General features: G+C 68.5%; 17 protein-coding genes, 1 tRNA gene, 1 pseudogene, 1 CRISPR repeat array and 1 riboswitch. Of the genes and pseudogenes, 12 read left to right on the top strand and 7 right to left on the bottom strand.

Annotated elements, in window-relative coordinates; translation table 11 throughout:
- The first annotated feature begins 40 nt into the window (after window positions 1-40).
- A complete protein-coding gene (locus GZ998_RS02180) occupies window positions 41-988 on the top strand; it encodes a hypothetical protein (RefSeq protein WP_257504929.1) in 948 nt (315 codons plus the stop codon).
- 647 nt (window positions 989-1,635) lie between these two features.
- Window positions 1,636-2,185: a CRISPR direct-repeat array (repeat unit 37 nt; unit sequence GTCAGGAAGCACCTCGCACCTCAAGGTGCATTAAGAC).
- 293 nt (window positions 2,186-2,478) lie between these two features.
- Window positions 2,479-3,027 carry a low molecular weight protein-tyrosine-phosphatase gene (locus GZ998_RS02175; RefSeq protein WP_219108766.1) on the top strand — a complete coding sequence of 183 codons (549 nt, stop codon included), beginning with the start codon at window positions 2,479-2,481 and terminating at the stop codon, window positions 3,025-3,027.
- Between the two features lie 119 nt (window positions 3,028-3,146).
- On the opposite strand, the gene GZ998_RS02170 is transcribed toward GZ998_RS02175, so the two are convergent.
- On the bottom strand, window positions 3,147-4,355 hold the full coding sequence (locus GZ998_RS02170) for an alpha/beta hydrolase (RefSeq protein ID WP_219108699.1): 1,209 nt from the start codon (window positions 4,353-4,355) through the stop codon (window positions 3,147-3,149).
- A 179-nt stretch (window positions 4,356-4,534) separates the two neighbouring features.
- Window positions 4,535-4,625, top strand: a riboswitch (SAM riboswitch).
- Here GZ998_RS02170 and GZ998_RS02165 point away from each other — a divergent pair.
- The 3 genes from GZ998_RS02165 (at window position 4,619) to GZ998_RS02155 (ending at window position 7,412) form a co-directional block, all read left to right on the top strand.
- Window positions 4,619-5,695 carry a methionine ABC transporter ATP-binding protein gene (locus GZ998_RS02165; RefSeq protein ID WP_374939144.1) on the top strand — a complete coding sequence of 359 codons (1,077 nt, stop codon included), beginning with the start codon at window positions 4,619-4,621 and terminating at the stop codon, window positions 5,693-5,695. (Overlaps the previous riboswitch by 7 nt.)
- Window positions 5,696-5,697: 2 nt before the next feature.
- Window positions 5,698-6,420: a methionine ABC transporter permease gene (locus GZ998_RS02160; RefSeq protein ID WP_257504933.1), complete on the top strand. Its 723-nt coding sequence runs from the start codon at window positions 5,698-5,700 to the stop codon at window positions 6,418-6,420.
- Window positions 6,421-6,560: 140 nt separating this feature from the next.
- Window positions 6,561-7,412, top strand: a complete 852-nt coding sequence (locus GZ998_RS02155) for a MetQ/NlpA family ABC transporter substrate-binding protein (RefSeq protein ID WP_161923289.1) — start codon at window positions 6,561-6,563, stop codon at window positions 7,410-7,412.
- 465 nt (window positions 7,413-7,877) lie between these two features.
- Here GZ998_RS02155 and GZ998_RS02150 read toward each other — a convergent pair whose 3' ends face one another.
- From GZ998_RS02150 to betT, 3 genes are all read right to left on the bottom strand, one after another.
- Window positions 7,878-9,245, bottom strand: coding sequence for a hypothetical protein (locus GZ998_RS02150; RefSeq protein WP_162679282.1), 1,368 nt, complete (start codon window positions 9,243-9,245; stop codon window positions 7,878-7,880).
- A gap of 100 nt (window positions 9,246-9,345) precedes the next feature.
- Complete coding sequence (gene upp, locus GZ998_RS02145; RefSeq protein WP_147681642.1) at window positions 9,346-9,984, bottom strand: uracil phosphoribosyltransferase; 639 nt, start codon at window positions 9,982-9,984, stop codon at window positions 9,346-9,348.
- 83 nt (window positions 9,985-10,067) lie between these two features.
- Window positions 10,068-12,197 (bottom strand): choline BCCT transporter BetT, encoded by a 2,130-nt coding sequence (gene betT, locus GZ998_RS02140; protein WP_272927758.1) that lies wholly within the window; start codon window positions 12,195-12,197, stop codon window positions 10,068-10,070.
- Between the two features lie 382 nt (window positions 12,198-12,579).
- Between betT and GZ998_RS02135 the strand changes: the two genes are divergently transcribed.
- From GZ998_RS02135 to GZ998_RS02125, 3 genes are all read left to right on the top strand, one after another.
- Window positions 12,580-13,017: a nucleoside deaminase gene (locus GZ998_RS02135; protein WP_162679301.1), complete on the top strand. Its 438-nt coding sequence runs from the start codon at window positions 12,580-12,582 to the stop codon at window positions 13,015-13,017.
- Window positions 13,018-13,120: 103 nt separating this feature from the next.
- A tRNA-Ser gene (locus GZ998_RS02130) sits at window positions 13,121-13,209 on the top strand.
- A 212-nt stretch (window positions 13,210-13,421) separates the two neighbouring features.
- Entirely contained in the window at window positions 13,422-13,841 is a 420-nt protein-coding gene (locus GZ998_RS02125) for a nuclear transport factor 2 family protein (RefSeq protein WP_162679281.1), read from the top strand.
- Between the two features lie 156 nt (window positions 13,842-13,997).
- Here GZ998_RS02125 and GZ998_RS13290 read toward each other — a convergent pair whose 3' ends face one another.
- From GZ998_RS13290 to GZ998_RS02110, 3 genes are read right to left on the bottom strand one after another with little or no spacing between them, the layout of a single operon-like run.
- A complete protein-coding gene (locus GZ998_RS13290) occupies window positions 13,998-15,038 on the bottom strand; it encodes an ATP-dependent helicase C-terminal domain-containing protein (protein ID WP_219108695.1) in 1,041 nt (346 codons plus the stop codon).
- Window positions 15,026-16,885 (bottom strand): helicase-related protein, encoded by a 1,860-nt coding sequence (locus tag GZ998_RS02115; protein WP_219108693.1) that lies wholly within the window; start codon window positions 16,883-16,885, stop codon window positions 15,026-15,028. The genes GZ998_RS13290 and GZ998_RS02115 overlap by 13 nt, the downstream gene beginning before the upstream one ends.
- Window positions 16,882-17,025, bottom strand: a complete 144-nt coding sequence (locus GZ998_RS02110; protein ID WP_162679280.1) for a hypothetical protein — start codon at window positions 17,023-17,025, stop codon at window positions 16,882-16,884. Before GZ998_RS02110 ends, GZ998_RS02115 begins: the two co-directional genes overlap by 4 nt.
- Before the next feature lie 132 nt (window positions 17,026-17,157).
- Between GZ998_RS02110 and GZ998_RS02105 the strand changes: the two genes are divergently transcribed.
- The 4 genes and pseudogenes from GZ998_RS02105 to GZ998_RS02090 form a co-directional block, all read left to right on the top strand.
- On the top strand, window positions 17,158-17,580 hold the full coding sequence (locus tag GZ998_RS02105) for a hypothetical protein (protein ID WP_162679279.1): 423 nt from the start codon (window positions 17,158-17,160) through the stop codon (window positions 17,578-17,580).
- Between the two features lie 141 nt (window positions 17,581-17,721).
- Window positions 17,722-17,910 (top strand): helix-turn-helix transcriptional regulator, encoded by a 189-nt coding sequence (locus tag GZ998_RS02100; RefSeq protein WP_161923293.1) that lies wholly within the window; start codon window positions 17,722-17,724, stop codon window positions 17,908-17,910.
- Entirely contained in the window at window positions 17,903-18,454 is a 552-nt protein-coding gene (locus tag GZ998_RS02095) for a hypothetical protein (protein ID WP_219108690.1), read from the top strand. Before GZ998_RS02100 ends, GZ998_RS02095 begins: the two co-directional genes overlap by 8 nt.
- 288 nt (window positions 18,455-18,742) lie before the next feature.
- Window positions 18,743-19,029: pseudogene (locus GZ998_RS02090) on the top strand (hypothetical protein); the annotation flags it as partial.

Below are 19,029 nucleotides of genomic sequence, written 5' to 3'. Positions count from 1 at the left end.
TGACAGCGCCTTTTCGACGTCGGCGCCTTAGGCTGGCCCCATGAGCGAGTACTTCGGGGGCAAGCGGGGCCAGGCCGCACCAGGGGGACTCCCGGAGAGCGGACGGTCTGAGCCCTGGACGCCCTTCCCGGGGCGCCGACCGGATTCCGTTTCCAGCGCTGACATTCCAGGCCGGTCCCGGCCCCGAGAACGCTCGCGCGGCCGTCATGTGGCGCCGCCGACGCCCGAGCACGTGCGCTTCGGGCTGCCGTTCAACGACATCCTGCCCCTGTGGCACGACGGCACCGACATCACCTGGCACCGCCCGCTCGACGAGGTTGACTTCGCCTCGATCCTCGGCCTGGGCTACGTGCAGACCGAACCCGGCCCCACCGCGACGCCCAAGGGCTGGCAGGAACTCGTTGAGACCGCCACCCTGCTGCCACCCGCTTCCGACTCCGACGACGGCCCCGTGCTGCGGTTGCGCGCGGTCACACCGTCGGGCCGTCGCGCGATCAACGACCCGGGCGACGGCGCCCCCATCCGCCTGTCTCCGGCGCTGCCGGCCCAGGAGGCCATGGGCGTGGCAAGCGGCTTGGACCGCACCAGCTTTGCCGTCCACATCGCTCGTCTCATGCTGCGGGCGGCGCGCGACGGCGCCATCCTGCTGTTCACGCTGCGCGCCCCCCGCGACCCCGAGGCGCACCACCTGTTGTCCGTGCCCAGCGAGGTGGACGCGCGCCAGGTCATGCACTTCCACCTGGGTACCTTGCTGGACATGGACGACGGCGCCTGGGCGCACGCCAAGCGGTCCGACAACATGACCCTGCTGGACCTGGACATCCCTTACCAGAGCCTGTTGTCCAACAACGGTCAAGGAGGTCAGGGGCTTGAGCTCGAGCGCCTGACCGACATGGCCCGTCCGGTCGTGGAGTGCCTGCTGCGCCCGGGCTTTCCCTTCGCACTGGGGTTCTCCGTGATCATGCCGACGGGGACATACTCGCCGTGACCGGCACCGATCTGCTGGCTGACGGCGGCTCCGGCCGCCCGCTGGTGCCGGACCTGGATGAGCTGCGTGCGGGTGTGGAGGCCATGCTGCCGACGCTGTTCGACTGAGGTTGCCCGGGAGGGCGTTGAGGGAGAGGGTGTTTCGGGAGGGCGTTTAGAACGCCGGTTCGCGGTCTGCTACGCCACTTAGCCGTTTGCTGTATACCTCCGCGCCCTTCAGCAGGCCGTTAACTAGCGTTGTTAACGGCAAAGTAGCGTAGTAAAGGCGCGGCGGGGTGGTGGGTGCTCACGGGTTGTCTGGGGCGGTGGCGTCGGTGCGGCGGGGAGGCCTGGAGGTGGCGAGAGCGGTGGTTGCGAGTGTTGCGTGTGATGCAGTTGGGGTGTGTGGGGTTGGTGTGGCGCACTCCTGAGGGTCACAATCCGGTCTACGGTACAAAGTGTGGTACGTTTTGACCTCGACTTTTCCGCATGACTTCGTTGAAAGTTGGTGGCTGGAGGGGTCTTTGGGGGTGTCGGTGGCGCTTGGCTTGTTTTCAACGAAAGGTGGTAGTTTTGGCCTGGTGCTAGTCGGTCTCGTGGGGTGCTTGCGGGGTCGGTGGCGATCTCGAGCCTGGAAGTGGCGGTATGGCGCGGTTTCCAGGGGTAGGGGTCAGGAAGCACCTCGCACCTCAAGGTGCATTAAGGCTCTACCTCCTGGGTGCTGTCAAGGGTTTTACCCTCGGTCAGGAAGCACCTCGCACCTCAAGGTGCATTAAGACCATATCTCCAGCGACGGAGGGGATCATATAGGTGGGTCAGGAAGCACCTCGCACCTCAAGGTGCATTAAGACCCGCACTCCAGGCACTTCAGCGTGACCTCCGGCTCGCGTCAGGAAGCACCTCGCACCTCAAGGTGCATTAAGACTCCATTCGTCGAGGCTTGTTTCGCAGGCATTCCTCCGTCAGGAAGCACCTCGCACCTCAAGGTGCATTAAGACCGCTGTCGCGATAACACGACATAGACCCCTCCGCTCGTCAGGAAGCACCTCGCACCTCAAGGTGCATTAAGACTCGATAGTTGCAGTCTGTCGGTCGAAGGTGAAACCTTCGAGTCAGGAAGCACCTCGCACCTCAAGGTGCATTAAGACGCAACGTCGCCGCTCTTCCTGTCGATCTTGTACCGGTCAGAAAGCGCCCGCACCTTAAGGTGCATTAAGACGGGCATCCGGTGATGCCGCCGGCGATTATGTCGGGCCAGGGAGCACCTCGCATCTCCAGACGCGACAAGGGCGCTTCCGGGGCGGGGCACGAGAACCGCGTCGTAGACGCCTCGGCCAGCACGCGCCGCCTCGGTGACGTAGGCTTGAAACATCGCCTCGACTCCGCCACCCTCCTGCCATGACCTCACGCCCACACGGCTCCACCGATCCCGCCAACCCAGATGCGGCGGCCCACGCCGCAGTCCCCGACCTGCCCGCGCCGCGCGATCCGGCCGCGCCCTACGGCGTCGTCATGGTGTGCACCGGCAATATCTGCCGCTCCGCCATGGCTGAGGTCGTGCTCATCGATCGCCTCACCGCCGCGGGCATCCCCACCGACGGTCCCGGCGGCGTCGTCGTCACCTCTGCGGGCGTGTCCGACGAGGAGTCCGGCAACCCCATGGACCCCCGCGCCCGGCAAGTCCTGGCCGAGGGCGGCTACGGCGTCGGTGCCGACCCGACTGCGCGGGCTACCGCCACGGCGATCGCCGACCACGCCGCCCACCGCATCAGCGACGTCGAACTACGCCGCGCCGACCTGGTACTCGCCATGACCGCCGCGCACCACCGTGCCCTGATGCGTCGGGGCGAGCGGCTCGGCGTCGACCCCGCACGCATCCGCATGTTCCGCGAGTACGACCCGACGGCGGCCGGCGCGCTTGGCGCACCCGGACGCGCGGCGAACCTGGATGTGCCCGACCCCTGGTACGGCACCATGGCAGACTTCATCGACACCCTCGACGTCGTAGAACGCGTCAGCGACGCCCTCGCCCCCGCGCTCACGGAGCTGGTGGCCGGCTGACGGTTGTTGCCGCCGTGGGCGCGGCGCGCCCCCGCGCTCGCGGAACCGGTGGGAGCCTCCGGCACACGGTGAGCGGCGCCGCTAAGTCCGGGCCGGACGCCCAGTCGGCATCCCAGTCTTCAACCCAGCCGCTCGGTCAGCCAACCGGTGAGCGTGCCCAGGTACTCCTCACGTACCGGCGAGGGCGACAGCACCAGGTCGTGCACGCCGCCGGGGATCTGCACCACGGTGACGTCCTCGCCCAGGAAACGGGAGCGCTCCACGATCTGCTCCACCGACAGCACCGTGTCGCAGCGAAGCGCCTCCTGTCGCGAAATTCCCGGCCCGCCCGACGCCGTCGAGCAGCACACCAGCACGGGCACGCCGATGCCGAGCCCGTGGCGTACCTCCCGCTGAAGTCGGCGAATGCCCGCCAGGAAGCCGGCCCGCACGGGGAACGACGGCGAGGGCTTCAGCGTCAGGTCCCAATCCCACTCACCGCCCCAGCGGCGGTGCAGGGTCCGGGCGTAAATGTCCACCTCAATCGGGCCGGGATCGGTGTTCGCGGGGATCGAGGCGGCGGCGTCGGCATCCTCCTGCGCACCCGTGGCGGGGTCCTGGCCGGGTGTGGCGGCGGGATCCGCGGCAGCCTGCTCAAGCTTAGTGTTCTCACTGGGGTTGTCGATGATCCGGTCCGGATCGCGCCGGGAGAGCAGGTCAATGAAGGCGGAGCCATAGGAGCGCACCAGGCCGGAGGAGTTCAGCTGCAACCAGGGGGAGTTCAGCGTGACCGCCTCGACCGAGCCAGGATGGTCCCCGGCCCAGATGGCCGCCTGCAGCCCGCCGGTGGAATGGCCGTTGAGCACCACCGTGGAGTGCCCGTGCTCGCTGCGGATAATGCGCAGCGCCTCAGCGATCTCCTCGTCATGCACCCGCAGGTCGCGCACGTCGTGCGGGGACCAGTAACCCACTCCGGCCCGACCACAGGCGCGCAGCTCCAGCGCATAGAACTCATAGCCGGCGGCCAGGAAGGCGTCGGCCAGCCAGGTCTGGAAGAAGTAGTCGTTGCGTCCGTGCAGGTACAGCACGGCCCGCTCGTGGCGGGGGGTGCCTGGCTGCCCCGCCGATCCCGGAGCGGGCGCCGCGCCCCGTTGGTGCACGAGCACGGCGTGGTCCGCACCCGGAGCGGCCGGGGACTCAGCCACCGGAATGGTGCGGGCAACCCAGGGCTCCCCCAGGATGTCGGTTGACAGCTTCGGCGCAGGCCCGGCCGGCGCAGCGCTGGGGGAGGAGGCGCGGCTGGTCGGCTCCGGCCGCGGGGCAGGGGTCGTCGCGTTCGTGGGTGCCATGGCTGCATCCTGTCACGGACGGCCTCATAGCGGTCGGTCGCTACCGGTGGCTAGTGCCGGCCGATGCGCAACTTCTACCGATCTCGGCGGTTATATCGACCGATCTCGGCGAAGTGATGCGTGCATCGTTTTGCGCGCCCCGCTTGCCTCGGGTGCCACCCGCCGCCTAACGTTGGCGCAGACCATCCAGAGCAACCGAGAGACCTGGCTCATCGACGTTGCAGCAACCCCCGTTCACGGTGAGGGTGCTACCGCCAGGACCGATGGAGGACTACGTGACGCAACCACCTGCATCCGATACACCCGGCACGCGGGTGCTGGACCGGGACGGCGCCGCAGTAGCTGAGCCCATGATCTCCCTGCGTGACGTCCACAAGGTGTACAAGCTCCCGGGCGGGAAGACTGTACGCGCCCTGGACGGTGTCACCCTGGACGTGCAGGCCGGCTCCATTCACGGCATCGTCGGCACCTCCGGCGCCGGTAAGTCAACCCTGGTGCGCTGCCTGACCAGCCTTGAGCGCCCCACCTTCGGGGAGGTTCGCGTCGCGGGGAAGAACATGACCGACCTTTCCGCCCGCGACCTGCGCGAGGCCCGCCGCGCCATCGGCATGGTCTTCCAGCACGCCAACCTCCTGGACTCGCGCACCACCGCCCAGAACGTCGCCTACCCGCTCGCCCTGGCAGGCGTACCCAAGGGGCAGCGCCATGACACGGTCGTCCGGATGCTCGACCTGGTGGGCCTGGCAGACCGCGGCTCCTCCTACCCCTCCCAGCTCTCCGGCGGCCAGAAGCAGCGCGTCGGCATTGCCCGGGCGCTCGCGGACCAGCCCCCCGTCCTGTTGTGCGACGAACCCACCAGCGCCCTGGACCCGGAAACTACCCGCCAGATCCTCGGACTCATCCGGGACGTGCGCGACCGCCTGGGCGTCACGGTCGTCATCATCACCCACGAGATGAGCGTGGTGCGTCAGATCTGCGACTCCGTGAGCCTGCTTGAGGCGGGCCGCGTGGTCGAGTCCGGCCCGATTGAGGCGGTCGTCTCCGACGTCGATTCCCGCCTGTCCCACGAGCTGGTCCCCACCCCCGAGATCCCCGAGGGGAGCCTGCCCGACGGCGACGTCGTCATCGACGTCGCGCTCACCGCCCGCCCCGGCCAGCCGGCTGCCGCGCAGGTGCTAGCGCTCGCCGCCGAGCGGGGCGCCGACGTCGCCGGCGGCCTGTTCGAGACCCTCGGGTCCGCGCAGGTTGGGCGCCTGGCCCTCACCGTCCGCGCCGAACAGGCGGCGGGCACGCTCACCGCCCTGCGCCAAGCGGGCGTCACCGCGGAGGTGCGCGCATGAACATGCTGATCAATTCCGTTAATCCTGCTGGAATCCTCGCCCTGGCTGCCAGCGGCGATGACACCTGGTTCAACAACCCGGCGATTCAGCGCAAGCTCGCCCCGGCCACCCTGGAGACCTTCCAGATGCTCGGCGTGTCCGGGGTCCTGACGATTGTGCTCGGCATGCTGCTGGGCCTGGCGCTGGTCACCACCGGCAAGCGGGGGCAGCACGCCAACCGGGCCGTGTACGAGGTGCTGTCCCAGATCGTCAACATTGGGCGCTCCATGCCCTTCATAATCCTGATGGTGGCGCTCATTCCCTTCACGCGCGCGCTCGTGGGTACCTCACTGGGCTGGGGTGCGGCATGTGTGCCGCTGACTATCGGCGCGATCCCCTTCTACGCCCGCCTGGTGGAGACCGCGATCAACGACGTCGACCACGGCAAGGTTGAGGCGGCCCTGATGATGGGTGCGTCCGACCGCCAGATCACTTGGGGCGTGCTGGTCCGTGAGGCCCTGCCCACCCTCATCCAGTCCGCGACGGTCACCCTGATCACACTGCTCAGCTACACCGCCATGGCGGGGACCGTGGGCGGCGGCGGCCTGGGCGACCTGGCCATCCAGTACGGCTACCGGCAGAACGCCTCCGACGTCATGGTGATCGTCGTCGTCCTGATCGTGTTCGTGGTTGCTGTCATCCAGGTGTGTGGCGACATGCTCAGCCGGCTGGTCGACCACCGCTGAGCCTCGACCAGCCGGAGTCCCGGGGCGATGCCCCGACGGCTCGGCTCGTAAACCATGGTGCCGACGCCTCGCTGCGCACGTTCGCGCCAGTCATGGAAATACGCGCAGCCTTCACGACTTCAAGACAAGGAACCAAAGTCATGGGACTCACTATCTCCCGCCGCAGCGCCCTCGTGGGCGGCGTCGCGTCCGCTATTGCCCTGACCCTGGCCGCCTGCTCCGGCAACTCCAGCGGCGTTGACGGCATCAGCGTCGACGGCGACACGGCCACCATAAAAATCGGCGCGTCCTCCCAGCCCCACGCTCAGATCCTCCAGTGGGTGCAGGACAACCTTGCCGCCGACGCCGGGATCAGCCTCGACATCGTAGAGATCGAGGACTACAACATCCCCAATGCCTCGCTCAGCGACGGCTCCCTGGCGGCGAACTTCTTCCAGACCCCCAACTTCCTGGAGCAGCAGAACGAGGAGAAGGGCTACGACCTGGTGGCCATCGCTGACGTGCACATCGAGCCGATGGGTATCTACACCGACAAGGGCTACAGCTCAGTCGACGAGGCCGCCGAGGGCGGTACGATCGTGCTCAACAACGACCCCGCCAACACCGCCCGCGGCCTGAAGCTGCTGGAGTCCGCTGGCCTGATCACGCTCGACCCCGACGTCGAGCTTCACACCACCCTTGACGTCACCGAGAACCCGAAGAAGTTCGACCTGATCCCGGTCGACGGCGCCCAGACGCCCCTCTCGATGGCTGATTCAGAATTGGCCGTGATCAACGGCAACTACGCGCTCGGCGCAGGCCTGAACCCCAGCGAGGACGCTCTCGTCCTAGAGCCCAGTGGGGAGTCCCCCTACGCCAACCAGCTCGTGGTGCGCAGGGCCGACAAGGACAACGAGTACCTGCTCAAGCTCGCCGGACTGCTGAACACCGAGGAGCTGCGCACCTACATCGAGGAGACCTGGACCGACGAGTCCGTGGTCCCCGCCTTCTGAGGCGCATCCGCTACCCGCGGGCGCGGTGGGCTGACTGCGGCTGCTGTGCGGGTTGGTTGCGCTCAGGCTGACAAGGTCGTGTTCGGTAGGCGTCGGCCTGCCGGGCACGACCTTGTCATCCCCGAGCATCCCGAACGTGGAGGGGACCGGTGAGGGCGGCTTGCCGAGCACAGGACGTATTCGGGCTTGTCCGTCGGGTTGCGGGTGTGGGCTCGGCCGACTCCCGGCCTCGTGCTTGGACTTGGGCCTGGGCGGGGACGACACCGTTGACATGGTGCCTACATGCGTTGGCTCCGAGTAGGCCGCGTACCTTAACCGCATGGCCACGAGGTTGGCCGTGCCCCTGCCCGATCCAGTGTCTGACGGGGTGCTGCCCGGGGCGCCGCCCTTACCGCGGCTCACCCGGAAGACTGGAGGACTCGGGCGGCAGGTAGCGATTCGCGCGGTGAGACGGGGCGAGCTTGATCAGGAGGCGGGGCGGTAGCCGATCAGCGTGCCGGTGGCCGGGTCGTAGCCGATGGCGTAGTCCTCGGCTACGAGGTCGAAGAGGGCGCCCGAGCTCGTGTCCATCCCGGGGAAGGTGATCTCCTCTCCGGTGTCGGCGTTGTACATCAGGCGGAAGGTCAGAACATCCTGGGCGTCGGCTGCCCCGAGGCCGGCCGTCATTACGGTGCGGTCCTCAGAGATATGGATTGCTGACAGGCAGGAGAGGTCGTCGGTGAACTGCGTAACCTCAATCGTTCGTTTGTCAATGACCTCAACCGACTGGGCGCAGTTGTTGTCATCGCGGTTCACTATGCCGAGCAAGGTCTCGGTTGAGCCGTCGGCGAATCGGTCCTTAAGCTCAGCCTGCGAACGTGCCCTGTAGGTGCTGACAGACGACTGATTGTTGGCCCCAGCCTCGCTGTCCGCATAGGAGTCGATTGGCTCGCCGCCTTCAGGGGGAAATGCGTAGACAGTGTTCCGGTTGCTGAAGTCGGTCAGATAAATCATCCAGCCATCGGTCGTCGCATAAGTGCCGTACCCGACGATGTTCTCCTCCGGGACCGGGATGGTGAGGGGAACCCGCTCACCGGTGTCGATGTTATGTATGGTGCGGCTCCCGAGAATGCAGTACCGTTGGCCATCACGTACAAATACCGTTTGGTAGAAGTTTGACACGTACTGGAAGTAGCGTTCGGGGTACTCCATGGTTGCGGTCCACTGCGGTGTATCCGGCTGGTCCTCGCGATACGCGGTGCATTTGCCGCCGGAGGCGCAGGCCATGGCAATGTCCTCGGCGATCATCACGCCGTCGCTGGAGGACCAGGGAGCCTCGCGGGTCTCGCCGGTGTCCAGGTCGTACAAGGTGGTGTCATGGATGAGAGTGTTCTTGCCCCACATGAGGTAGGCGGGCTTCATGGGGATGTCGAAGTCGTCGCCCGTGTCCCCCGCATCCGTGGAGGCGTCGACCTGAGCCGACCAGGACTTGGCTGCGCCCGAGTCAGACAGCGCGTACGCCGTGAGCGTCGCATCGGCGGGATTGTCCCCGGTCTCAAGGGTGAGTAGATGACCCGGGACAGTTATGACCTGGGCGTTGGCGGCCACCGTGGTGGTCCAGGTCTGCTCCGCCCCGGCAGTCCAGTCCGGGGACGGTGAGATGTAGGTGACCAGGTCGGTGGCGGCCGGTGTGGCGTAGTCCTTTCCGCGCCCCAGCGCCAGGCCGCCCCCGAGCACCACACCGAAGGCCAGCAGCCCCGCCAGGATGGCGGTGCCGATGGCTCGTGGGCTGAGCCGGTCCTGGTCGGCGGGCGCAGGGCCAGACTGCCCGGGGAACGGCGTCGGGGAAGTCATGGTCTCGATGCTAAATGCTTCGGTCGCCGCACAGAAGCGGGCGGGCACGGGGAGAGGTGCCCACCGGCCCGACGGTGCCGTGCCTTTAAGGGTGCCGCCTTCAGTCCACGATGCCGTACAGGCGGTCGCCGGCGTCGCCCAGGCCGGGCACGATGTAGGCGTGCTCGTTGAGGCGGTCGTCACGGGCAGCGGTGACCACGGTTACATCGGCCCGGTCGCCGATGGCCGCCTCCAGGGTGGCGATGCCCTCCGGCGCGGCGATCAGGCAGATGGCGGTGACATTACGGGCGCCGCGCTCCAGCAGGTAGTTGATGGCGGCCACGAGGGTGTGGCCGGTGGCGAGCATGGGGTCGACGACGAAGCACTGCCGCCCGGACAGGTCATCCGGCAGGCGGTTGGCGTAGGTCTCCACCTCCAGGGTGTCCTCATTGCGCTTCATACCCAGGAAGCCGACCTCGGCGGTGGGCAGCAGCCGGGTCATGCCCTCGAGCATGCCCAGCCCGGCGCGCAGGATCGGCACGACGATTGGTCGCGGCTCGGCCAGGTGCCGACCGGTCGTTTCCGCCACGGGCGTCTTGATGCGGATCTCCTCCGTGCGCACGTCGCGGGTGGCCTCGTAGGCGAGGAGAGTGACCAGCTCGTCAACGAGTTGGCGGAAGACGGCCGAGGGGGTCTTCTCATCGCGCAGGACAGAGAGCTTGTGGTCAATGAGCGGGTGATCGGCAACGTGCAGGCGCATGGGTCAAGCCTAGATGAATCGTCCCCCGGGGGAGGGGCGGTCGGCCGGGTCGGCGCGACCGCCCCTCCTGGAGGTCAGTCGGCTCAGACGGTCTCGGCGGCGCCCAGGTACTCCAGCCAGCGCTCGTAGTGGTCCAGGACGTCGTGGGCGACCTGCTCGCGCGACCAGTCCATCACGTCGTAGCCCTGACCGCCGCCGCGGGGGCGCACCTCCAGGCGGACGGTGAGGTCGTCGGCCTCGTGGACTACCACGCCGAAGGCCGGCACCGGCGCCTGCACCATGCGCACCGCGTAACGGAAGTGGGAGCCGGTGAGGCGCTCGCCCTGCGTCTCGGTCGCCTGCACCAGCGTGGGCGGGGGCGTGACCACGAGGGTGGCCGAACCGAGGAAGTTGCGTACGTCGTCGGGGTCCTGCGCCTCGGGGCCTGCGACGACGACCTCGGCCACCAAGTCCTCCTTGCGCAACTCGTCGGCGACCGCCTCCAGGGCCGGGACTACGCGGTTGGACATGGCGCGCTGGGCGCGGGCGGGGGAAACAATGTCGAAGGTGTGCGACAGCCGGTCGCGCCAGGGGATCCGGTTCATGCCGGCGGCGGTGCCCGTGGCCCCCAGCAGGCGGTTGCGGTTGGCGATGCCGCGGGCCTGCTCGCGGGTGGCCTCGGTGCGCATTGCCCGCCACAGCCCCGCCATGACGGCGATGATCACGAAGGAGAACGGCAGGGCCATCACGATCGTTGCCTGCTGCAGGATGGGGATGCCTCCGGCCACGAGCATGGCGATCGTGAGCACGCCGGTCAGGGCCGCCCAGAAGATGCGCAGCCAGGCGGGTGCGTCCTGCGGGTCACCGTGGTAGGTCGGCAGCGCGCGGCTGGACAGGTTGGCCATTACCAGGGCTCCGGAGTCGGCGCTGGTGACGTAGAACAGGATGCCGATGAACAGGGCCAGGGCGATCAGGAACTTCCCTCCGGGCAGGTAGCCGAGCAGCGTGTACAGCCCCTGCTCCGGCTGCTCCACCGTCAGCTCGGCGAACTCGAGGTTGCCCGAGCGGATCAGGTCCAGGGCGCTGTTGCCGAAGATCGACACCCACATGGTGACGTAGGAGAAGGGCAGCACCAGGGAGCCGACCACGAACTCGCGCACGGTACGGCCGCGCGAGATGCGCGCCAGGAACATGCCGACGAAGGCGGCCCAGGTGATCCACCAGGCCCAGAAGAACAGTGTCCAGCTGTTGAGCCACTCGGTGGGACGGTCATAGGCGTAGGTCTCCAGGGTCAGGCCTGGGAACTGGGTGACGAAGTCGCCGATATTGCCCACCAGGGCATCAATCAGGAAGGAGGTGTTCCCGGTCAGCAGCACCCATAGGGCCAGCCCGACGGCGAGCAGCACGTTGATGTTGGATAGCACGCGTACACCCCGGTCGACGCCGGAAACGGCGGAAACGGTGGCCATGAGGACGCTCAGGGCGATCAGGCCGATCTGGGTGGCGGTCCCCTGCGGCAGGCCGAACAGGATGGTGAGGGCGACATTCAACTGGACGACGCCCACACCGAGCGAGGCGGAGATGCCAACGGCCCCGCCTACCAGGGCGGCGGCGTCGACGACGTCGCCGAGCCGACCGTCCACGCGTTCGCCGAGCAGCGGGCGCAGGGTGGAGCGGACCGCCAGCGGCTGGTGGCGGCGGTAGGCGAAGTAGCCAAGTGCCATGCCGAGGATCGAGTACAGGCCCCAGCCGCTGATGCCGTAGTGGAGCAGGGTCAACACGATGCCGTTGCGCGCCGCCTCCACGGTCTGGGCGTCACCGGTCGGCGGGCTCATGTACTGGGCCACCGGTTCGGCGACCGCATAGAACATGATTCCCGTACCCACGCCCGCGGCGAAGAGCATGGCGGCCCAGGAGAAGGTGGAGAAGTCCGGGGTGGAGTTGTCCGGGCCCAGGCGGATCTTCCCGAACTTCGACAGCGCCAGGACGATCACGAACAACAGCGCTGCCGTCACCAGCAGGATGTAGAAGGAGCCGAACCAGCGTCCGGCCCAGGAAACGGCAGCATTGAAGGCAGCTGAGACCGTCTCCGGGGCGATGATCGCGGCGCCGGCGATGGTGGCGATGATGGCTGCTGAGACGGCGAAGACCACCGTGTTGAGTCTGCGCTGCTCAGGGGCTGCGGATGCTAGTGGTGTTGGCTGATTGCTAGTCGTGCTAGGGGAATCAGACACGTGGCACTCCTTGATGCAGGGTATGCGTCACCATTGTGCTGTTGATGCACTGCTGGTGTGATCGGCGTGCACATGGCCTTCAACGCGTGACCATGAGGACGTTTACAAGATTGTGAATCTTTCAGGGTTTGTGCGCGTCCGCAAGTGAAGGCCCCTGGGGCGGCTACGTTGGGTGGACTTGACAGCCGCATGAGGTCAGCGATAAATGGGCGTCGGCGAGATTCTTCCCACATTTCCCTTCCGCGCCTCGCAAACTGCCCGATGATGCGGCCCTGTTGAGGCGCCGGATTGGGCTCTGACCCGATCGAGGGGCGGAAGTGGACTGTGGCAGGGTGGGGGTGTGACTCTTCCAGGTATCACCCAGCGGCGCTACCACGGCGCCATGCGTCGGGCGCTGGCGCTGGCGCGCGCGGCGGGCGAGTCCGGGGAGGTGCCCGTGGGTGCGGTGGTGCTGGCACCCGGTGGCGCAGTGCTCGCCGGGGCGGCCAATGCTCGTGAGGCGCAGAACGACCCGACGGCGCATGCCGAGATCCTTGCCCTGCGGGCGGCGGGGGCGGTGCTGGGCAGGTCTCACCTGGATGGCTGCACCCTGGTGGTCACGCTGGAGCCGTGCACCATGTGTGCAGGTGCTGCTCAGCTGGCCCGCTTGGAGCGGGTGGTGTTCGGCGCGTGGGAGCCGAAGACTGGTGCATGCGGCAGCATGCGGGATGTGCTGCGTGATTCGCGTGCCAATCACCAGGTGGAGGTGGTGGCCGGGCTGTGCGCGCAGGAGTCCGAGACGTTGCTGCAGGAGTTCTTTGCCTCACGGCGCCCCGGGTAGTGCAGCGGACGGTTCCGGTACTGGCCGGCCGGGGTGCCGTGAGCGACTTCGCAGGCCGTGTGGGTGCGCTTGGGGCCTGCGGGCATGTAGGCTCTCTTTCGAAGGTAGCGTGTCCGAGCGGCCGAAGGTGCAGATCTCGAAAGTCTGTGTGGTTCATAGCCACCCTGGGTTCGAATCCCAGCGCTACCGCCAAACCGATCCCCGGAATCCAGGCGAAAAGTCGGAGTCCGGGGATCTTTTCATGTAGCGCTTCCCCGCCGTGGGGACCCAGTGCGTACAGCGGAACGGGTACAGCGGAACAAGCATCGCCCGGGTGCTATGCGCCCGCCGATCGTTGTCGGCACAGCTTCGGGTTCCTGCCAGGGCCTGGTTCGGTGCCGCCGCGCAGCCATAAAGTCAGCGCCATGACTGCGACGAATCCGCCCGTGCACCCGGCCGACTCCGAAGACGCGTCGATCGAGCTTTACCGCCGGCTGTGCGACGCCATGGTTGCGGCGGACACGGCCGCCATCGACGCCCTGCTCACCGAGGACTGCGTGCTGACCCATATGACCGGCTACCCCCAGCCCAAGGTCGAGTGGCTGTCCGACATTCGCGAAGGCACTCTGGCCTACCACGCCTCGCAGTTCGTCTCTGCAGAGACCGGAACCTCCGACGGATTCCCCGTGGTCCGCGGCCGCTCCCGCACCGAGGCTACGGTTTGGGGCGTACGCGGCACCTGGAACCTGCAGATCCTCGGATACGTGGTCCCGGATTCCGCCGCCGGCACCGCGCGCAACCCGACCGGGTGGCGCTTCCGCCGCCTGGACGCGAGCCGGTTCTAGACGGTGTCATGAAATGCACCGCTTTACGCCCAGCCGTTGCCGTATCTGCCGAGTCACTCGCGGGATCATGCGATTAGGCGTACCTGAAGAGGGTAGGCACTTGGAAAAGTGGTGCATCTGGTGACAAGGGCGAGCTCCTAAGGCGAAGGGACACCGCTAGCTAGGGCGTCTGCCGGTGCCGCGGGTGGCCGGCGCGGTCCACGGGTCCTCCGGCCAGGCATGCTTGGGGTAGCGCCCGCGCATCTCGGCGCGCACCTGCGGGTAACCATTCCGCCAGAACGAGCGCAGGTCATCGGTGATTGCCACCGGTCGCCGCGCCGGGGACAGCAAGTGGATCACCACGCCCACGCGCCCGTCCACGATCCGCGGTGTATCAGCCCAGCCGAAGCACTCCTGCACCCGCACCGCCAGCACCGGACGTTTCAACGCCTCGCCTCGCTCGTCCAGGTAGTCCACGCGCACCTGCGAGCCCGACGGCACCAGGAGCCGCTCCGGCACCAGCTCTTCCAGGCGCGCGGCCTCGGGCCAGGGCAGAAGGGCGCGCAGGCACGCCGTCATATCCAGTCGGCTTAGGTCCAAGTGCCCGCCGGACTTGTCCGCCAGCGCCTGCACGCCCGGAACCAGCCACTCGCGCACCCGCTCCAGGAGTGCCGCGTCCCCCACGTCCGGCCAGGGTCCACCCAGCTCCCGGTGCAGCAGCGCCAGCCGCGCCCGCAGCTCGGCGCCGCCGCGCCAGGGCAGCACGCCAAGCCCCTCGTCGCGGCACCGCTTGATGACGGCGTCCGCCACCTGCGCCGGTGTCGGTGCCCCGGCGGAAACGGAGGTCAGCGAGATCGCACCCAGACGGCGCACCCGTTCCACCCGCAGCCGGTCCCCGTCCCAGCGGGTGTGCGCGTCCTCGGTCAGCCAGGCATCGGCCACCGCCAGCGCGAGCGTCTCATCAATCGGTGCAGCCGCGCGGATCGTCGCGTCTGCAGTTCCCGGGGTGCGGTCTACGTCGGCGACCGACAGCCACAGGGCGGAGGCCAGCGCAGAACCAGGCGGCAGTCGCAGCCCGGTCCCGCCGACGCTCGCATAGCCGGCGGACCGCCCCGCAGCCGGTGCTGGGCCACGACGGCGGGCAATCCACTCCGGGTGCGCCAGCGCCGCAACCAGCCCGACGGCGTCAGCTGCCGCCGGGCCAATCAGTCCACCCATGCCGGGGCAGCGTCGTTGGCCGCCTTCGTGCCGGCCCCGCTGCGCTCTGCGCCAGGCTGGGTGGTGGCGGCTGCAAGCGGGGCGGCGGATTCCCCGGCCGGGTGCCGACGTGCAGCCTGTTCCAGGCGTCGCGCCTCCTCCCTCCAGGCTCGCTCCTCCGGGTCACGGCGGACGCTGCGCGCCAGCTCGGTCAGGTCGGCTTGGGGTGCGCGCAGGTCGGCGCTCAGCAGCGTGGTCGCCTCGGCGGCGCGCCGCAGGCCGATCGCGCCGGTGGCCGCCAAAAGCGCCCGTGCCAACCGCACGTCCGCCGGGATGGCGGCCACGGCGCGGCCCAGCGCGGTCACGGCGCCGGCGTCAAGCAGGCCAAGGCGGCGCAGCGTGTCGGTGGCCGCTGCCAGTGCCGGGGCGGGCGGCGGGTCGATCCAGGCCAGCTCCTCCCCTCCGGGCACGCCCCAGGCGGCCAGCTCCAGGGCGGTACGGGTCAGGTCCGCGGTCAGGATCTCAGGGGTCGGCGCGGCGGCGGCTCGTGCCCAGTCCACCTGTGTGCAGCAGCGGTAGACGGCGCCAGGCCCGGTGCGCGCTGCCCGCCCGGCCCGCTGGATGCCGGCCGCCCGGGACTCGCCAACAGTCACTAGGCCGGACATGCCCCGGGCCACGTCCAGGCGCGGCTCGCGGGCAAGGGTGGCGTCCACGACGATGCGTACGCCCGGCACCGTCAGGGAGGACTCGGCCACGTCGGTGGACACGATCACCCGCCGCGCCCCGGCCACCGGCGCCAGCGCGGTGTCCTGGGCAGGGGCGGGCAGGCGCCCGTGCAGCGGCAGCACCCGAACGGTAGGTGCGTTACGACCGGCTGCGCTTACGGGCTGTGCCTCGTCGCCCCGGACGGCCTCGCGCAGCCGGGCGACGACGTCGTCGACCTCGCGGGCGCCGGGCAGGAAGACCAGCACATCCCCGTCCCGCTCCGCCAGCGCGCGCAGCACTGTGGCGGCCACGTGCGCGAGGAACTCTCGCGGCACCCCGCGCGGACCGAGGCGGGAGGTGCCCGACGGCGGCGGCGCCCAGAACTCCTCAAGCGGGTGCAGCACGCCGGGCACCTCAACCACCGGTGCCGGAGTGGCGGCGCCGCCTAGTAGTACGGGCAGGCGCGTCAGGTCGGCAGTGGCGGACATGGCGACCACCGTCAGGTCCTCGCGCAGGGCGGCGCGCGCATCCAGCAGTAGCGCCAGCAGCAGGTCCGACTCCAGGGAGCGCTCGTGCACCTCGTCCAGGATCACCGCGGACACGCCGGCAAGCTCCGGGTCGCCCTGCAGGCGGCGCAGCAGCAGTCCGGCGGTGACCACCTCAATGCGGGTGCGGGCCGAGGTGCGGCGCTCGCCGCGCACCGCGTAGCCGACCGTCTCACCGACATCCTCGCCCAGCAGGGAGGCCAGGCGGCGGGCGGCGGCCCGTGCGGCCACGCGTCGAGGTTGGGTGACGATGACGCGGTCGGGGCGATGCGCGTCGACCTGCCCGTCGGCGCCTACGACAGGGTGGGCGAGGGCGTCTGCTACCAGGGGCGGGACGAGCGTGGTCTTGCCGGTGCCGGGCGGAGCGGTGACCACGACGGCAGATGCGGGTTTGCTGGTGGTGGACGTGGATGTGGCGACGTCGGACGTGGATGTGGGGAGGGCGGCCCGCGGCGATAGCGGGGTGGTGGGTGTCGGCTGGTTCATGGCGGCGTCTGCTGCGGCGTCGTGGTCCGAGCCAGACGTGAGCAGTGCGCGCAGTCGGGGCAGAGCGGCGACGACGGGCAGACCTGGCGGGTCGGCCAGGAGTCGGGCGACGGGGTCCGCGGTCTGCTTCACCCGCCCATCATGCCCGCATCCACGGCGCGCGCACCTACCGCGAGCGCACGACGGGCTTGCACGACGCCGGGTGCTGCCGCCTCCACGCGGCGGGTGAGCGCAGGTGACCAGATGTCACGGTGGGCAAGCAAGCTTGACATGAGCGACGATGTCAAGCATGCTAGTCATGTCAAGGGAGCTGGACGTGAGCTGCTGGGTTGATCCCGGTGGCTGCGCCTCCGTGAATACGGACACGAAGCCCCGTCTGAAAGCTGATCCGAAAGGACTCCGCCATGAACTGGTTAGCTGCGCAAACGATGAGGACCCGCCTGATTGTGATCGTCGCTGCGGCGTTGCTGGTAGGCGCCGTGATCGCCACGGTCCTGCCCGGTCAGCGCCGCTTCTTGCTCGACCTCGGCCTCGGGCTGACCATCGGCGGTGCGCTGGCGGGTGTGTTGTATGGGCTTGTCCGCCGCTACGCCCGGCGCCGCTCCGGGGCTCCGGCAGTGTCTGTGGGCTCCCCGGAGATGACTGGCCTGTGGGCTGCCCTTTTGCAGCTCGGCCTGGGTGCCTCCCTCGCTGCCCAGCTGGTTGGCTCTACGAATGGAAGTCTCGTGCTCAGTGGCGCAGGAATCGCCGTTCTGCTTGTTAGCGTCGCAGGCAATGCGGTGGTCGTTGCCGCCCGGGGGCAGGTGAATGGGAAAGCGGAGGCGTGAGCTGTTCTCCCTGCGCTAGGGTCAGCCGCTCCTGCGGTATCAGTCTGCGGTTGCGGACCGCGGCAGGCCCTGCCTCGCGCGCCAGGGCCTGCCGCCGGAGCCTTCGCTACTATCGTGCTGAAGCTACAGAGGAGTCCGACGATGGAGAACGACGTGCGCGCCCTGCGCGAGGCCAGGGGTCTCACCCAGGCCCAGCTGGGAGAGGTCGTCGGCGTGTCCCGCCAGTCCATCAACTCCATTGAGAAGGGCCGCTATGACCCGTCCCTGCCGCTGGCCATTGCCATCGCCCGCTACTTCGGCAAAGCAGTCGAGGAGATCTTCCATGCCTGACCTGCCCGACGGCGCCGGTACGCCCGCCGCCGACGCTTCCGGCAACCGTCATGCGCCGGAGCATGCGCCTGAACGTGGCAACTCGCGCATCCCCGCGGTGAGCAACCCGCAGGCGGCGGCGAAGGCGGCTCGGCGGCGCAAGACAAGGACTATCACCGCAGTCCTCTCTATTGTCATGCTCATAGTCGTTACGGTCGCCTGGGTGTATGACCCCGCGCGCCGTGAGGCGGACTCCCTGAGTGGTTACGTCAGCGGTGTCGCGATGGGTATCTTCGCCCTCTGGCTGATCGGCAGGTGGGTGCGTCGGCGCGGCGGCAGCTCCTACTCGCGCGCGCTGGACGGCACCCAGGACGAGCGCGATGAGCAGATCTGGAAGTCCGCCTGGGCGATGACCGGGAAAGTGGCCTGGTACGTGGTCCTGGGGGCGGTGATCGTCGCGCTGCTCGGTGCGGAGATCGACCTGGGCACTGCCGCCGTCGGCGGCATGTGGATCAACATCGTGATTCTGTACGGCTCGCGCTTCTACTACGAGCGCACTATGTGAGCGGGTCCGCGCTGCGCGCACGTAGCGTGCCGCCGCGGCCATGCGGCCATGCGGCCATGCAGCCATGCAGCCATGCAGCCATGCAGCCATACGGCTGCGCTTGTGCGACGCGCCGAGCCGGTGCTGCCCGTACCCGGGTCTTCATCCGGGAGTAATCGGCGCTGATGTGTGTGTGGGATCGGGGTTTTTCGTTGAAATAGTGGGGGATGATCGGGGTTGATTGGGGATGGGGCATGATTCAGCATGCCCCGCGTTAACAGGCCGCGTTGTGTGGTATGCGGCTGCGGGATGATTCGTAACGGTTCCACCACCGCCCGGCACCCGCGCTGGAGGTGCAAGGACTGTGGGGCCTGGACCAGCCGAAGCCGCCGCGATCAGGCACCCGCTCAGGACGGCACCACGCCCAGGCAGGTAGAAGACCTCACCACGTTCGTGGCGTGGGGGACCGGCACTCGCTCCCAGGCCGAGGCCGCCGGCGGTAGCGACAGGGCGTTTGGCCGCCGGATGGCCTGGTGCTGGGACGTCCCCGTCCCCAAGCCGCCGGCTACCGGCCAGGTGCACTCCCTGATCTTCAT

Origin of the sequence: Actinomyces sp. 594 (assembly GCF_019325145.1) — a bacterium.
Classification (GTDB): Bacteria; Actinomycetota; Actinomycetes; order Actinomycetales; family Actinomycetaceae; genus Actinomyces.
The sequence above is the reverse complement of the archived record's forward strand: the minus strand, read 5'-3'. Positions and strand labels throughout refer to the sequence as shown.